This window comes from Streptomyces sp. NBC_00820 (assembly GCF_036347055.1).
Taxonomy (GTDB): Bacteria; Actinomycetota; Actinomycetes; order Streptomycetales; family Streptomycetaceae; genus Streptomyces.
Genome location: NZ_CP108882.1, coordinates 6,951,257 through 6,966,227 on the forward strand (window position 1 = coordinate 6,951,257; position 14,971 = coordinate 6,966,227).

At 73.4% G+C, this 14,971-nt stretch carries 13 protein-coding genes and 1 pseudogene; 7 read left to right on the forward strand and 7 right to left on the reverse strand.

Annotation, left to right across the window (positions count from 1 at the left end; genetic code table 11):
• Positions 1–35: 35 nt before the first annotated feature.
• Complete coding sequence (locus tag OIB37_RS31015) at positions 36–977, forward strand: adenosine kinase (RefSeq protein ID WP_330460920.1); 942 nt, start codon at positions 36–38, stop codon at positions 975–977.
• Positions 974–2,032, forward strand: coding sequence for an aldo/keto reductase (locus OIB37_RS31020; RefSeq protein WP_330460921.1), 1,059 nt, complete (start codon positions 974–976; stop codon positions 2,030–2,032). The genes OIB37_RS31015 and OIB37_RS31020 overlap by 4 nt, the downstream gene beginning before the upstream one ends.
• Before the next feature lie 133 nt (positions 2,033–2,165).
• On the opposite strand, the gene OIB37_RS31025 is transcribed toward OIB37_RS31020, so the two are convergent.
• From OIB37_RS31025 to OIB37_RS31040, 4 genes and pseudogenes are all read right to left on the reverse strand, one after another.
• The gene (locus OIB37_RS31025) at positions 2,166–2,693 is read right to left on the reverse strand and encodes an NUDIX hydrolase family protein (RefSeq protein ID WP_330462033.1); all 528 of its coding nucleotides are present in this window, start codon (positions 2,691–2,693) and stop codon (positions 2,166–2,168) included.
• Between the two features lie 16 nt (positions 2,694–2,709).
• Entirely contained in the window at positions 2,710–3,885 is a 1,176-nt protein-coding gene (locus OIB37_RS31030; protein ID WP_330460922.1) for an amidohydrolase family protein, read from the reverse strand.
• A gap of 2 nt (positions 3,886–3,887) precedes the next feature.
• Positions 3,888–5,291, reverse strand: a complete 1,404-nt coding sequence (locus tag OIB37_RS31035) for a glutamine synthetase family protein (RefSeq protein WP_330460923.1) — start codon at positions 5,289–5,291, stop codon at positions 3,888–3,890.
• Positions 5,292–5,463: 172 nt separating this feature from the next.
• Positions 5,464–6,275, reverse strand: a pseudogene (locus tag OIB37_RS31040) (SAM-dependent methyltransferase).
• A 192-nt stretch (positions 6,276–6,467) separates the two neighbouring features.
• Between OIB37_RS31040 and OIB37_RS31045 the strand changes: the two are divergent.
• A complete protein-coding gene (locus tag OIB37_RS31045; RefSeq protein WP_330460924.1) occupies positions 6,468–7,328 on the forward strand; it encodes a Cof-type HAD-IIB family hydrolase in 861 nt (286 codons plus the stop codon).
• A 34-nt stretch (positions 7,329–7,362) separates the two neighbouring features.
• On the opposite strand, the gene OIB37_RS31050 is transcribed toward OIB37_RS31045, so the two are convergent.
• Together OIB37_RS31050 and OIB37_RS31055 are read right to left on the reverse strand one after the other, a co-directional pair.
• Positions 7,363–8,163 carry an SAM-dependent methyltransferase gene (locus OIB37_RS31050; protein WP_330460925.1) on the reverse strand — a complete coding sequence of 267 codons (801 nt, stop codon included), beginning with the start codon at positions 8,161–8,163 and terminating at the stop codon, positions 7,363–7,365.
• 299 nt (positions 8,164–8,462) lie between these two features.
• Complete coding sequence (locus OIB37_RS31055) at positions 8,463–9,281, reverse strand: alpha/beta hydrolase (RefSeq protein WP_330460926.1); 819 nt, start codon at positions 9,279–9,281, stop codon at positions 8,463–8,465.
• Between the two features lie 158 nt (positions 9,282–9,439).
• Between OIB37_RS31055 and OIB37_RS31060 the strand changes: the two genes are divergently transcribed.
• The 4 genes from OIB37_RS31060 (at position 9,440) to OIB37_RS31075 (ending at position 14,143) form a co-directional block, all read left to right on the forward strand.
• Entirely contained in the window at positions 9,440–10,627 is a 1,188-nt protein-coding gene (locus tag OIB37_RS31060) for a thiolase family protein (RefSeq protein ID WP_330460927.1), read from the forward strand.
• A 168-nt stretch (positions 10,628–10,795) separates the two neighbouring features.
• Positions 10,796–12,304, forward strand: a complete 1,509-nt coding sequence (locus OIB37_RS31065) for a long-chain-fatty-acid--CoA ligase (RefSeq protein ID WP_330460928.1) — start codon at positions 10,796–10,798, stop codon at positions 12,302–12,304.
• A 251-nt stretch (positions 12,305–12,555) separates the two neighbouring features.
• Complete coding sequence (locus OIB37_RS31070) at positions 12,556–13,329, forward strand: sulfite exporter TauE/SafE family protein (RefSeq protein ID WP_330460929.1); 774 nt, start codon at positions 12,556–12,558, stop codon at positions 13,327–13,329.
• Between the two features lie 67 nt (positions 13,330–13,396).
• Positions 13,397–14,143 (forward strand): cobalt-precorrin-6A reductase, encoded by a 747-nt coding sequence (locus OIB37_RS31075; RefSeq protein ID WP_330460930.1) that lies wholly within the window; start codon positions 13,397–13,399, stop codon positions 14,141–14,143.
• A 32-nt stretch (positions 14,144–14,175) separates the two neighbouring features.
• Here OIB37_RS31075 and cobF read toward each other — a convergent pair whose 3' ends face one another.
• Positions 14,176–14,949, reverse strand: a complete 774-nt coding sequence (cobF, locus tag OIB37_RS31080) for a precorrin-6A synthase (deacetylating) (RefSeq protein ID WP_330460931.1) — start codon at positions 14,947–14,949, stop codon at positions 14,176–14,178.
• Positions 14,950–14,971: the final 22 nt, after the last annotated feature.

Here is a 14,971-nt window from a genome sequence, read left to right on the forward strand (position 1 = left end):
GCCGATGAGTCGACGAGAGGAACCAGCAGACCTCCATGAGCACCGAGACCGACGTCCTCGTCCTGGGTGGCGCCGGCGTGGACACCATCGTCCACGTCCCGGAGCTGCCGCTCCCGTACGCCGACAGCTACATGATCCAGCCGGGAATCGAGACACGCGCGGGGCAGAGCGGGGACTTCGTGGCGCTCGGAGCGAGCGCCCTGGGGCTGCGCACCCATCACCTCGACCTGGTCGGTGACGACCACGAGGGTGACCTGGTCCGCGCGCTCCACCGCGACCGGGGCATCCCCTTCACCGGGATCCACTCGCCCGGCGGCACGAAGCGCGCGGTCAACCTGGTCGGACCCGACGGGCGGCGGCTGTCGCTGTACGACGTCACGCGCGCCCAGGAGCCCGACCGGCTGCCCGAGGAGACCGTGCGCGCCCTGGCCGCCTCCAGCCGTCACGCCCACGTCGTCATCACCCACCCGTGCGCGCTCGCCATGCCCCTGCTGCGCGAGGCCGGCCTGACCATCTCCACCGACCTGCACAACTGGGACGGCGTCAACCCCTACCACGAGCCCTTCGCCCTGGCTGCGGACCTCGTCTTCCTGTCGACCACCGCGCTCACCGACCCCGAGGCGACCATGCGCTCGATCGCCGCCCGCGGCCGGGCCCGGATCGTCGTGGCCACCGCCGGCGCCGAGGGCGCCTATCTGCTGGCCGACGGCGAGCTGACGCACGTTCCCGCCGTCGCGCCCCCGGCTCCCGTGGTCGACTCCAACGGCGCGGGCGACGCCTTCGCCTGCGGTTTCCTGTTCGGCTGGCTCGACGGCGAGGATCCCCTGCGGTGCGCCCGGTACGGGGCGGTGGCCGGGGCGTACGCCTGCACGGTGCCGTCGACGCGCGCGGACGCGATCGGCAGGGACGAACTCCTCGCCCGTGCCGCGGAGTCGCCCCACGAGGACGCCCTGGCGGGAGAGGCCGACGCACGGTGACCACCCCGACCGGCAACACCCCGCCACATGAGGCCAGTTCCGGCAGCCCGTCCGGCAACGCACCTTCCCGCGAAGCCAGTTCCGGAGCCCTGACCGCCCGTACCCCGGTCTCCGGGAGCGCGAACGAACTGCCCCGCGGACGGCTCGTGTACGGCTGCATGGGCCTGGGCGGCGGCTGGGACCGTACGCCGTACACCGCCCAGGACGTCGACCACGCCCAGGCCGCCGTGGAGGCCGCGCTGGACGCGGGGATCACTCGCTTCGACCACGCGGACATCTACCGCTTCGGCAAGTCGGAAGCCGTCTTCGGCGAGGTGCTGTCCCGGACGCCCGGGCTGCGCGGGCGGATCGAGATCCAGACCAAGTGCGGCATCCGGCTGCCCGAGGGCGACCGGCCCGGCCTGTACGACCTCAGGGCCAAGAGCATCCTGCGGTGCGTGGAGGAGAGCCTGACCCGGCTGCGCACCGACGTCATCGACACCCTGCTGCTGCACCGCCCCGACCCGCTGGCGGCCCCCGACGAGATCGCCGAGGCCCTGCACGCGCTGCACGGACAGGGCCTCGTACGGCGGTTCGGTGTCTCCAACATGAGCGCCGCGCAGATCGCCCACCTCCAGGCCCGCCTCGACGTGCCCCTGGTGGTCGACCAGCTGGAGATGAGCCTCGCCCGACGCGACTGGGTCGAGGCGGGCGTGCTCGTGAACACCCCGGCGGCGGCCGGAGTCGGCTTCCCCGAGGGCACCCTCGAACACTGTGCCGGCCACGGCATCGAGCTGCAGGCCTGGGGAGCGCTGGCCGGCGGCCGCTACACGGACGGCACGGACTCCCCGGCGGCGGCGCTGATCCAGGTGCTGGCCCGGCGGCACGGCACGACCCCGGAGACGGTCCTGCTGTGGTGGCTGCAGCACCATCCGGCGGGCATCGTCCCGGTCGTCGGCACGAGCCGGCCCGCACGCATCCGTGCCTGCCGGGACGCGGCCGTCCGCCCGTCCGCCCTCACCCACGAGGAGTGGTACGAGCTGTGGATCGCGGCCCGGGGCGCCCCACTGCCCTGACCCGCACCGCCGGACGCGGCCGCCGCCCCGCCCACAAGAGGCGGACCCTCGCGGGCACTTGCCCGCGAGGGGACGACGGACGCCACGAAGGCGACGGGACCGGTGCGGCGCGGAACTCCCGGGCCGGCGCGGGTCAGGACACGACACCCACGTGGGCCAGCGCCTGCTTCAGCAGCACTCCGTGCCCGCCCGGCATCTCGCTCTGCACGGCAGGCGAGGCGGCCTCCTGCGGGCTGAACCACACCAGGTCCAGCGCGTCCTGCCGGGGCCGGCAGTCGCCGGTCACCGGGACGACGTAGGCGAGGGACACCGCGTGCTGGCGCGGGTCGTGGTACGGGGTGACGCCCGCCGTCGGGAAGTACTCGGCGACCGTGAACGGCTGCATGGAGGGCGGCACCCGGGGGAGGGCCACCGGGCCGAGGTCCTTCTCCAGGTGGCGCAACAGCGCGTCACGGACCCGCTCGTGGTGCAGGACACGGCCGGAGACCAGCGTCCGGCTGACCGTTCCGTCCGGGCCGATGCGCAACAGCAGCCCGATGCTGATGACTTCGCCGTTGTCGTCCACGCGGACGGGCACCGCCTCGACGTACAGGATCGGCATGTTGGCCCTGGCCAGTTCCAGCTCGTCCGTGGTCAGCCAGCCGGGTGTGGTCTCGGTCATGTCAGACATTGCTTGATCATACTTTCCGGGTGGGGCGTCCGCCGGGTTCACGGGCGGATCGGGATTCGGGCAGTCCGTACAGTCGGCGGGCGTTGTCGTGGCTCGTCCAGGCCGCGACGCGCAGGGCGTCGGGCAGGCTCAACTCGTCGGCGGTCACCCGGGCTTGCAGCATCGCGGCCAGCCCCTGCCGGAAGGAGAGCGCGCCCAGGTGGTGGAACTCGGCCACACCATAGGCGTCGGAGCTGTACAGCAGTTTGCGGAACGGGGTGATCTCCAGCGCCTCCTCCAGCACCGCCCGGGAACGCGCCGGACCCGTGTAGTGCAGGGCGAGTCCGACATCGAGGTACACCCGTTCGAACACCGTTGCCAGGTAGGCGGCTTGACGGTGATAGGGCCAGCAGTGCAGCAGCAGGACCGGGATCGTACCGGCCGTCAGGTGCAGCCAGTCGGTCAGCAGGGCCGGGTCGGCGCGGTGCAGCCGTACGTCCGCGTCACCGAAGCCGGTGTGCAGCTGGAGGGGCAGGCCGAGATCGACGGCCGTCCACAGCAGGTGCCGTACGAGGACCGGTTCGGACAGCCGGCCGCCGTCCACGAGCCAGCGCGCGGCCGCCCGTGTCACCTCGGCGCCGGCGGGGCGGGCGGGGTCCAGGGCGAAGCCGGTGCGGTAGGCCGCGACCGACTTCACCGCCACCACCCCGGGCCGCCGTACGGCCTCCTCGGCGGCCGCCCGGAACTCCCGCGCGTACGCGTCCGCCTCGACACCGCGCGCGGCGACCGCCTCCGCGACCCCCTCCAGCCGTACGACCTCGTAGGCGGCGGCCCCGGGGGCCGCGGCCAGTTCGGCGGGGGAGGTGACGGGGTGCGGGGCGTAACCGGTGTCCACACAGAACGCCTCGGCACCGGAGGCGGTCAGGAAACGCCGGTTGACCTCGCGCCAGCCGAGTGCGGCGCGCCGGGCCAGGTAGTCGGCCGGCGGCGCGTGGCGGGGGAGGTCCAGCAGGGGCGCGCAGTGCCGTCGTACGGCCACGCCGACCGGGCTGTCGAAGGACGAGACACCCGGCCACGACTCGCCCTCGGTGATCAGCGACTCGAACTGCGCGGGGGTGAGGTCCGCGGTCACGGCGCCGTGACAGTGGTGGTCCACCAACGGCATCGCGGCGAGGGGCTCCTGGAGCGCGCCGGACGCGGCCATCGTCAGTACACCCAGCGGTAGGCCGCCGCCACCCGCGCGTCGTCCAGGCCCTCGGCGGCGGCCGCCTCGCCCCGCCGTACGGCCGTCACCGCGTCCGCCAGGACCGGGCCCAGCGCGGTCCGCAGCACCTGGTCGGAGTGGAACTCCCGGGCGGCCTCCGTCAGCGACACCGGCAGCCGGCGTACACCGAGGGCGGCCGCCTCGTCCGGGCCGTACCGTGCCGGGTCCCCGGTGATCTCCCCGGGCAGCGGGCGTGCGTCGGCGATCCCGTCGAGGCCGGCGGCGATGACGCAGCCGAGGGCGAGGTACGGATTCGCGGCCAGGTCGACGGGTTTGACCTCCAGGTTGGCGTCCTGGTCCCGGCGTCCGGCCGTCCCGGTGACGACGCGCAGCGCGGCCTCGCGGGTCTCCCGGCCCCAGGCGGTGAACACCCCCGCCCACTGGGAGGGCCTGAGCCGCAGATAACTGGCCGGGCTCGGCGCGGTCACCGCCGTCAGCGCGGGCAGCCGGGCCAGCACGCCGGCCAGGAAGGACTCCGCGGCGGCCGTCATGCCGTAGCGGCCGTCGCCGCCCGCGTGCAGGTTCCGGCCGTCGCGCCAGCAGGAGAGGTGGAGATGGCCGCCGTTGCCGACGCCCCCGGCGAGCACCGCCGGGGCGAAGGACACCCGCAGACCGTGGCGCCGCGTCACCGCCCGGATCGTCTGCCGCACCAGCACGCTGAGGTCGGCCGCCGCCACCGGGTCCAGCGCGCCCACCGAGATCTCGAACTGCCCGGCCGCGTACTCGGGATGGACCTGGTCCACGTCCACGCCCTGAGCGTCCAGCGCCGCCAGCAGATCGGCGGTGCAGTCGCTCAGCTCGACCTGCCGGATGGCGCCGTACGCCGGACCCGACACCGCGGGCACGAACTCCCCGGCGGGCGCCGAGTCCAGCCCGACCGCCCACTCGATCTCCACCGCGGCCCGGAAGGCCAGGCCGTGTCGCTCGGTGGCCTCCGTGACGATCCGGCGCAGGAACGTGCGGGAGCATCCCGGGTGCCGGGCGCCTTCCTGGGTGATCCGGTCCACCGGCGCCCACGCCCAGCCCGGCTGCCCGGCCAGGACGGTCAGCTGGTCGAGATCGGGGTAGAGGCGCAGATCGCCGTCGGGGGAGCCGAGGACGTCGGTGGTGACGACCGAGTCGTCGGCGAGGAACGTGTCGAAGACCGGCGACATGCCCACCCCCCAGGCCACCGCCGACTCCAGCCGCGCCGTCGGGATCGCCTTCACCCGGCCGACGCCCGCGGTGTCCACATACGCGAGCACGATCCCGCGCACGCCCCGCGCGGCCAGGTCCGCGCCGAGCGCGGCGACCCGCCGCAGGTCACCGGGACGCCCGCCTGGCACCGGATCGGCAAGGGTGGTCATACGTCCTCCTCGGCGGTTCGGTTCCCGCGCCACCCGGGCCGGGGGACGGCCCCGGCCCCGGCCGCGCGCGGACCGGGGGAGCCGGCCCGCCCCGGCGTGCACGGGTCGGGAGCCGCCCGCTGCCCGCGGTGCGGGAACCGGTGAGCGCCCCCGGTCCTCCGCGTTGTCGGGGTCAGGGTTTCACGGCCACCGCGCCGAACTGCGGCACCACCACGGCCGAGTCGGACGCGGGCCGCCACCGCGAGCACGGCACGAGCCCCGGCTCGACCAGGTCCAGACCGTCGAGGAACCCGGCGACCTCGGCGCGTGAGCGGGCGGTGATCGGTGGGGTGGCGTGGGCGTTCCAGAAGTCCATCGCCGCGATGTTGCCCTCGCCGCCGACGTCGGCGTCGGAGGTCGGGTGGCTGAGCACCAGGAAGCTGCCGGAGGGCACTCCTTCATGAGCCGGCGCACGACGTCCCGGGCCTCGTCCGCGTCGAGGACGAAGTTGAGGATGCCGAGCATCATCACCGCGACCGGCCGCCCCAGGTCGAGCGTCCCGGCGGCGCGTGCGACGACCGTGTCCGGGTCGCGCGCGTCGGCGTCGACGAAGGCCGTGGCCCCCTCGGCGGTACCGGTGAGCAGCGAACGGGCGTGCGCCGGCACGGCCGGGTCGTTGTCGACGTACACGATCCGTGACTCGGGCGCCACGGCCTGGGCGACCTCGTGGGTGTTGCCGCCCGTCGGCAGCCCGGTGCCCACGTCGAGGAACTGCCGTATCCCGCGCTCGGCGGCCAGGAAGCGCACCGCGCGCGCCAGGAAGCCGCGGTCCGCGCGGGCCACGGCGCGGATCACCGGGAACATCCCGGCCACGTGTTCGCCGACCCGCCGGTCCACCTCGTAGTGGTCCTCGCCGCCGATCCAGTAGTTCCAGACCCGCGCATTGTGCGCCACGGAGGTGTCCGGCCGCACCGGGCCCGCCACCGGGGAGTGGCTGTCGCTCACGTCGCCGCCTTTCTCGCGGGCCCACCTGGGCGCGTCCGCCGACATTGTGCCGCCCGCCCGGTCGCGCTGTCCCGGGAAACGCGCGGCGTGACGGCCGGACGACCCTCCGTACCGGCGTGCGAGGCGGCGGAGGCCATGAGGAACACTGGTCGGTGTTCGCGTGTTGTACCCCGCCCCGACCGGAAGCAGGACATGTCCGTCACGCCCGCCCCCCTCCTCGACGCCACCGACCTGCCGCCCGGCCCCGCCGACATCCGGCTGGTCGTCACCGACATGGACGGCACCCTGCTGGACGACGACAAGCGCGTACCCGAGGGTCTGTGGCCGATGCTCGCCGAACTGCGCCGGCGCGGGGTGCTCTTCAGCCCCGCGAGCGGCCGCCAGTACGCCACGCTGGCCCGGGAGTTCGCGGACGTCGCCGAGGGCATGGCGTTCATCGCGGAGAACGGCACCTACGTGGTCCGCGACGGCGTGGAGCTCAGCTCCGACCCGCTGGAGCGGTCCGTCGCCGCGCGGGTCGCCCGGACGGTACGCCGGCTCGTCGCGGACGGTGTCGACGCCGGAGCCGTCGTCTGCGGCAAGCGGTCCGCCTACGTCGAGCGGACCGACGAGGCGTTCCTGGCCGAGGTGCGCAAGTACTACGTCGAACACCGCGTGGTCGAGGACGTCACCGCCGTCGACGACGACGTCATCAAGGTCGCGCTGTTCGACTTCGGCTCCGCCGAACACACCACCGCCCCCGCGCTGGAGGAGTTCCGGGCCACCCACCAGGTCGTGGTCTCCGGCGAGCACTGGGTCGACGTCATGAACCGCACCGCCAACAAGGGTGCCGCCCTGCGCGGACTCCAGCGCGAACTCGGCATCACACCCGCCCAGACCATGGTCTTCGGCGACTTCCTCAACGACCTGGAGATGCTGGACGCCGCCGACTGGTCCTTCGCCATGGCCAACGCCCACCCCGAGGTCGCCCGCCGGGCCCGCCACATCGCCCCGTCCAACAACGACAACGGAGTGCTGCGGACGATAGCCCGGGTCGTCGGCGTACCCCTGTAACGGGCGCGTTCGGGACTTCAGCGGTTCGGCACGTTCAGGACTTCAGTGCGACCCCGCCGTACAGCGAGACCGGCCCGTCGTACGCCGGCCCGCCCTCGGGCCGCCAGTCGGCCACCGACACGATGCCCGGCTCGACGAGGCCGAGTCCCTTGAAGAACATGCCCACTTCGGCGTGCGAGCGGGCCACCAGGGTCACCCCGCCCGCCGCGTAGGCGGCGATGCCCCGCCGGACGTTCTCCGGTTCGAAGTCGGCCGTCATCATGGACAGCACCAGGGCGCTGCCCGGCGCCAGCGCGTCGACAAGGGTCGCCACCAGTTCGCGGGCGCCGTCCTCGTCCGCGACGAAGTGCAGCAGGGCGATGAGGGAGAGGGCGACGGGTCGGCCGAAGTCCAGGACGGCGGAAGCCTGTTCGAGGATGTTCTTCGGGTCGCGCGCGTCGGCCTGCACGTACTCGGTCACGCCCTCGGGCGTACCGCGCAGCAGCGCGCCGGCGTGGGCCAGCACGATCGGGTCGTTGTCGACGTACACCACGCGGGTGTCCGGGGCGACGGACTGGGTGATCTGGTGCAGGTTGGGCTCGGTCGGTATGCCCGTGCCGATGTCGAGGAACTGGCGGATGCCCGTCTCCTCGGCCAGCACCCGCGTGGCCCGGCGCATGAACGCGCGGTTGGCGCGGGCGGCCTTCGGGGCGCCCCCGTCGATGGCCGTGATCTGCCGGGCGAGTTCCTCGTCGACGGGGTAGTTGTCCTTGCCGCCGAGGAACCAGTCGTAGACCCTGGCCGGATGTGGCCGGGTGGTGTCGATCTCCTGGACGTCCGGTCCCGTGCCCGTCACGTGCCACTCCTCCGCTCGGCGGGTCCCGGCGCTCACCCGGGGCGTGCGAGCAGTCTGACATGGTCAAGTGGCCCGGCGCAGGGGGAATTCGGACGTCAGTCCGAACGGTTTGCTCTTCAACTCGGCTGCCCGCGAACTTGGTTGGGTGACGCCGTCGAGCCGTCGAGCCGTCGAGCCGTCGAGCCGTCGAGCCGTCGAGCCGTCGAGCCGTCGAGCCGTCGAGCCGTCGAGCCGTCGAGCCGTCGAGCCGTCGGTCAGCGGTGCGCGGATCAGCGGTGTGTGGGTCAGCGGTGCGCGGGTCAGCGGGGGAGTACCTCGTCGAGGAAGCGCGTCACGTCCGCGAACACCTCCGCCCGGTTGGTCTCGTTGAACACCTCGTGCCGTGCCCCGGCGTAGATCCGCTCGGTCGCCCGGCCGTCGCTCAGCCGCTCCACCCCCACCCGGCTGCCGGGCAGCGGCACCAGCCGGTCGTCGTCCCCGTGCAGCCACAGCAGCGGCAGCGGGCCGATGTCACCGCCCTCCGCGACCGTCTCCAGGGTCCGCACGAACGCCTGGAGCGTCGGCCGCTTCATCGGGCCGTGCCAGACCAGCGGGTCGGCGGCGTAGGCGGCGCCCACGGCGGGGTCGCGGGAGAGCGCGGCGGGGCTGATGGGGGTGTCCGGGATCTCGTCGAGGGCGAGCAGCCGCCCGGGCAGCTTCCACGCGCCGATCACCGGACCGGACAGGATCAGCGCGCTCACCTCGTCGCCGTACCGCTGCGCGTACCGGGCCGCGATCAGGCCGCCCATGGAGTGGCCGAGCACGACGAGCGGCAGACCGGGATGCGCGGCGCGAGCCGGCCCGGCCACGCGGTGCAGGTCGGTGACGACGTCCTCGAAGTCCTCGATCAGCACCCGCTCACCGGCCGACCTGCCGTGGCCGACGTGGTCCGGCGCGTACACGGCCGCGCCGTGGCCGGTGAGGACGTCCGCCAGTTCGCCGTACCGGCCCGCGTGCTCGCCGTAGCCGTGCGCCACCAGCACGAGCAGGCGCGGAGCCGGGTGCGGCCACTCGTGCACGGCCAGCGCCCCCCGGGTGCCGGCCAGGGGGTGCTCACGGACGCGGGGCGTGTGGGGCATGTCTCCTCCGGCTGCCTGGGTGAAGCTCCGGGGAGATCTTCCCAGGCGGTCGGTGCGCGGTCTATAGTCAAAAACTAGCAGTGCTAATTAAGAGGTACCGCCACCACACACGTCAGGTACGTGCTGATCCACAGCGTCGTCGGTCAGGAGTCCAAGTCGTGCGTTCCGTCCACTTCGCGGCCGCCCGCCGCACCCCCATCGGCAAGCTGCGCGGAGCCCTGTCCTCCCTGCGGCCCGACGATCTCGCGGCGACCGTGATCCGCCACCTCGTGGCCGAGGCCCCCGCCCTCGACCCCGCCCGGATCGACGACGTCTACTGGGGCGCCGCCAACCAGGCCGGCGAGGACAACCGCAACGTCGCCCGCATGGGCGCCCTCCTCGCCGGCCTGCCCGACTCCGTGCCCGGCGCGACCGTCAACCGGCTGTGCGCCTCCGGCCTCGAAGCGGTCACCGCGGCCGCCCGCACCATCGCCGCGGGCGAGGCCGACATCGTGATCGCGGGCGGCTCCGAGTCCATGAGCCGCGCCCCCTTCGTCCTGCCCCGCCCGGACGAAGCCCTGCCGCCGCGCATCGAGACCTACGACACCCGTCTCGGCTGGCGCCTGGTCAACCCGGCCATGAAGGACCTCCACGGCGTGCTGTCCATGGGCGAGACCGCCGAGGAGGTCGCCGACCGGTACGGCATCTCCCGTGACCGCCAGGACGAGTTCGCCCTGCGCAGCCACCAACGGGCCGCAGCGGCATGCAAGAACGGCCACTTCGACGCCGAAATCCTGCCCGTCGAGCGCCCGGACGGCGTCGTCGTCGAGCAGGACGAGTGCGTCCGCGAGGACACCTCGCTGGAGAAGCTGGGGCGCCTGAAGCCGGTCTTCCGGGCCGGCGGCACGGTCACCGCCGGCAACGCCTCGCCCATGAACGACGGCGCGGCCGGACTCCTGCTGGTCAGCGAGGAGGCCCTGAACGACCTGGGCCTGGAGTCCCTCGGCCGGTACGTCGCCGGCGCCTCGGCCGGCGTCCACCCCGACGTGATGGGCATCGGCCCGGTCCCGGCCACCCGCAAGGCGCTCGCCCGCGCCGGCTGGGAGGTCGCCGGCCTCCAGGAGGCCGAGTTCAACGAGGCGTTCGCCGCGCAGGCACTCGCCTGCGTCGACCAACTGGGCGTCGACCCCGACCTGGTGAACCCCTACGGCGGCGCGATCGCCCTCGGACACCCGCTCGGCTGCTCCGGCGCCCGCATCCTCACCACCCTGCTGCACCGGATGCGCCGCACCGGCGGCGCGCGAGGCCTGGCCACCATGTGCGTGGGCGTCGGGCAGGGCAGCGCGGTCCTGGTCGAGAGGCCGTAGGCCGTAGGCCGTGTCCGCGACGTCCCGCCCGGCCCGCGACCCGCGGGCGGACGACGTCACTTCGCGGACACGACCCGGCCACGAGCCGACCGGGGCTCCCGCACGGGGAGCCGGCAGGTCCGGCAGCAACACGAGCAGCAAGGCAAGCAAGGAACGGAGCACCACCCCATGGCAACCCTGTCCGTCGCCGCCATCCTCGCCGAGAACGCCCGGCGCCGCCCCGACAAGACGGCACTCGTCGAAGGCGAACTGCGGCTGTCCTTCGGGGAGGTGTGGCGGCGCTCCCTCGCCCAGGCCGGAGCGCTCGCCGGACTCGGCGTACGGCCGGGGGACCGGGTCGCCCTGATGGCTCCCAACACCGCCGAATTCCCCGTCGCCTACTACGCGATCACGGCGGCGGGCGGCGTCGTCGTCCCCGTCCACCTGCTGCTGTCCGCGCGCGAGGTGGAACACGTCCTGAAGGACAGCGGCGCCACGCTGCTCCTCGTGCACCCCGCCCAGGCGGAGACCGGCCGCGCCGCCGCCGACGCCCTCGGAGTCCGAGTGGTCGTACTGGACGAGGAGTTGGAGAAGCTCGCGGCCGACGCCGAGCCGCTGCCGTCGTACGAGACCCGGAACGCCGACGACCCGGCGGTGGTCTTCTACACCAGCGGCACGACCGGCGTGCCCAAGGGCGCCGTGCTCAGCCACTTCAACATCGTGATGAACGCGACCGTCAACGCCTTCGACGCCAACGACATCCGCGCCGACGACATCGCGCTCGGCGCGCTGCCCCTCTTCCACGCCTTCGGCCAGACGGTGTCGCTCAACTCCACCTGGCGCGCGGGCGCCACACTCGTCCTGCTGCCCCGCTTCGACGCGGCCCGCGCGATCGAGCTGATGGTGAAGGAGGGCGTGAACACCTTCCAGGGCGTGCCGACCATGTTCGTCGCGCTGGCCGCGGCCGCCGAGTCCGCGGCGGCCCTGCCCGAACTGCGCGTCTGCGTCTCCGGCGGGGCCTCACTGCCGGTGGCCGTTCTGGAGCGGTTCGAGGCCGCGTTCGGGGCGCGGATCTACGAGGGCTACGGGCTGTCCGAGACCTCCCCGACCGCCACCGTCAACCAGCCCGTCTTCGGCACCCGGGCCGGCACCATCGGCCACCCGCTGTGGGGCGTCGACGTCGAGATCGCCCGCGCGGACGCCGAGGACCGTGTCGAACTCCTGCCGCCCGGCGAGCTGGGCGAGGTCGTCATCCGCGGCCACAACGTCTTCTCCGGCTACCTCGGCCGCCCGGAGGCCACCGCAGAGGCCCTGGTCGACGGCTGGTTCCGCACCGGCGACCTCGGCGTCAAGGACGAGGACGGCTTCCTCAGGATCGTCGACCGCAAGAAGGACATCATCATCCGCGGCGGCTACAACGTGTACCCGCGGGAGATCGAGGAGATCCTGATGCGCCACCCCGGCGTCGCCCAGGTCGCCGTGATCGGCCTGCCCGACGAACTGCACGGCGAGGAGGTGTGCGCCGTCGTCGTACCCGCCCCGGGCACCGACCCCGACGCCGCCGGGATCACCGAGTGGTCCAAGGAACACCTGGGCAAGTACAAGTACCCGCGGCGCGTGGAGTTCACGGACGCCCTGCCGCTCGGGCCGAGCATGAAGGTGCTCAAGCGGGAACTCCGGACGCGGTACAGCGGCTGACGCGGGCGCGCGCCCGCGATCGCACCGGGTCGGCCCCGGATCGCTTCGCGTCGCACCGGGGCGGCCCTGAATCGCACCGGATGGACTCCGGACGGCTCAAGGTCGGCCCCGGATCGATTTCGGACGGCTCGAGATCGGCCTCGGATCGACCCCGGATCAGCCCCGGACCGCTTCGGATCGACCCGGATCGCTTCGAATCGCGGGACAGCGCTTACCAGGCCCGGATGTGTGCACATAGCATCGGTCTCCGCATGAACACGATGACGCTCTGGCACATATCCGGCTGGGAGTTCGCCGCCCTCGCCCTCGCAGCCCTTCTCGTGGGCTTCTCCAAGACCGCCGTCAGCGGGGCCAACACGGTCAGCCTCGCCGTCTTCGCGGCCGTCCTGCCCGCCCGCGCCTCCACCGGCGTGCTGTTGCCCCTGCTGATCGCCGGCGACGTACTCGCCGTCCTCACCTACCGGCGGCACGCCCACTGGCCCACGCTGTGGCGGCTGTTCCCGGCGGTGGCGGTCGGCGTGGTGACCGGCACCCTCTTCCTCGTCTGGGCCGACGACGGGATCGTACGGACCTCGATCGGCGCGATCCTGCTGCTGATGACCGGGGTCACGCTGTGGCGGCGGCGCCAGGCCGGGACGGAGGACGAGCCGGACGCCGTCACCGGCCGGGCGGGCCGCGTCAAGGCCGGCTCCTACGGCGTCCTCGGCGGGTTCACCACCATGGTCGCCAACGCGGGCGGCCCGGTGATGTCGATGTACCTCCTCTCGGCCGGCTTCCGGAAACTCGGCTTCCTCGGCACGTCCGCCTTCTTCTTCCTCATCGTGAACGTCGCCAAGGTCCCCTTCAGCGCCGGCCTCGGCCTGATCGACGGCCGCTCGCTGCTCCTCGACGCCGCGCTCGTGGTGTTCGTCGTACCCGGCGCGTTCGTCGGCAAGTGGGCCGTGAACAAGATCAACCAGCAGCTCTTCGACCGACTGGTGATCGCGGCGACGGTCGTGGGCGCGCTGGAGCTGCTGCTGAGCTAAGGGCCGCCTTCCGGGACGCCCCGCGGACGGACCATGGCGCGACACCGCATCCCCTACCCTCACCCCCATGTCCCCGCACGTCCTGATACTCGGCGGCACCACCGAGGCCCGGCGCCTCGCCACCGACCTCGCCGCCCGCCCCGGCGTCCGGGTCACCACCTCGCTCGCGGGCCGGGTCGCCCGGCCGGGCGCGCTGGACGGCGAGGTGCGCACGGGCGGCTTCGGCGGCGCGGAGGGGCTCGCCGAGTGGCTGCGCGCGCACCACGTGGACGCCCTGGTCGACGCCACCCATCCCTTCGCCGAGTCGATCACGGCGAACGCGGCCGCAGCGGCCAGGGCCACCGGAATCCCGGCGGTCGTGCTGCGCCGCCCCGGCTGGCAGCCGGGCCCCGACGACCTCTGGCACTCCGTCCCGTCCCTCGCCGTGGCCGCCGAGACCCTGCCTCGGCTCGGCCGCCGGGTGTTCCTCACCACCGGCCGCCTGGGCCTCGCGGCCTTCGCCCACCTGACGGACCGGCACTTCGTCATCCGCTGCGTGGAGCACCCCGACCCGCCACTGCCCCCGTGCACCCGAGTGGTCCTCGCCCGGGGCCCGTTCACCCTCGACGACGAGAGGGAGACGCTGCGCGTCCACCGCGTCGAGGTACTGGTCACCAAGGACAGCGGCGGCGCGGCGACCGCCCCGAAGCTGACGGCCGCCCGGGAACTCGGCCTCCCCGTCGTCGTCGTACGCCGCCCCGGCCTGCCACCCGGCGTCACCGCCGTACCGGACGTGCCGGCCGTACTGGACCGCCTGGGGTTCGGGACCCGGTGACCGCGTCTGCGGCGTGATCAGCCGGACAGGCCCTAACCCTTGTCCGGGTGCCGGCGCAGCAGATACGTGTCCATGATCCAGCCCTTGCGCTCGCGGGCCTCGGCCCGCAGCCGCTCGATGCGCGGAGCGGCCTCGGCGATCGGTCCGGATACGAGGATCTCGTCCGGGGTGCCCAGGTAGGCGCCCCAGTAGATGTCGATGTCCTCGCCGGCGTACTCCCGGAAGGCCTGGTGCGCGTCGAGCATGACGACGACGTCGTCCACACCCTCAGGGAAGCCCTCGGCGAGGCGCCGCCCGGTGGTGATCTGCACCGGGCGCGCCACCCGGTTCAGCCCCGTGCGGTGGCGGGCGACCAGGGTGGAGACGCTGCTGATGCCGGGTATCACGTCGTACGTGAAGTCCACGGCGCCGCCCTCCAGCACCTCCTCCAGGATGCCCAGCGTGCTGTCGTACAGCGAAGGGTCCCCCCAGACGAGGAACGCGCCGGTGCCGTCCTCGCCCAGCTCCTCGGCGATCAGCCGCTCGTAGATCCCGGCGCGGGCACGGCGCCAGTCCCCGACGGCCGGTGAGTACGCGTCCCCGCCCGCCTTCCGGTCCCGCTCCGGGTCCCGGACCGCCACGATCCGGTACGACCCCTCGGGCAGATGCGCGTCCAGGATGTCCCGGCGGAGCTGAGTCAGATCACTCTTCACCTCACCCTTGTCGAGCAGGAAGAACACGTCCGCGCCACGCAGCGCCCTGACCGCCTGCAGGGTCAGCTGGTCGGGGTCGCCCGCGCCGATACCGATGACATGAATCTTTCGCACACCCCGAGTCTGCCCCATCCCA

What these genes read in the sequence shown, in the direction of transcription:
- OIB37_RS31045 (WP_330460924.1), top strand. Translation starts at nt 6,468, where the DNA reads ATGTCCGTCACGCCCGCCCCCCTCCTCGACGCCACCGACCTGCCGCCC.
- OIB37_RS31065 (WP_330460928.1), top strand. Translation starts at nt 10,796, where the DNA reads ATGGCAACCCTGTCCGTCGCCGCCATCCTCGCCGAGAACGCCCGGCGC.
- OIB37_RS31035 (WP_330460923.1), bottom strand. Translation starts at nt 5,291, where the DNA reads ATGACCACCCTTGCCGATCCGGTGCCAGGCGGGCGTCCCGGTGACCTG.
- OIB37_RS31055 (WP_330460926.1), bottom strand. Translation starts at nt 9,281, where the DNA reads ATGCCCCACACGCCCCGCGTCCGTGAGCACCCCCTGGCCGGCACCCGG.
- OIB37_RS31075 (WP_330460930.1), top strand. Translation starts at nt 13,397, where the DNA reads ATGTCCCCGCACGTCCTGATACTCGGCGGCACCACCGAGGCCCGGCGC.
- OIB37_RS31025 (WP_330462033.1), bottom strand. Translation starts at nt 2,693, where the DNA reads ATGACCGAGACCACACCCGGCTGGCTGACCACGGACGAGCTGGAACTG.
- OIB37_RS31070 (WP_330460929.1), top strand. Translation starts at nt 12,556, where the DNA reads ATGAACACGATGACGCTCTGGCACATATCCGGCTGGGAGTTCGCCGCC.
- OIB37_RS31030 (WP_330460922.1), bottom strand. Translation starts at nt 3,885, where the DNA reads ATGGCCGCGTCCGGCGCGCTCCAGGAGCCCCTCGCCGCGATGCCGTTG.
- OIB37_RS31015 (WP_330460920.1), top strand. Translation starts at nt 36, where the DNA reads ATGAGCACCGAGACCGACGTCCTCGTCCTGGGTGGCGCCGGCGTGGAC.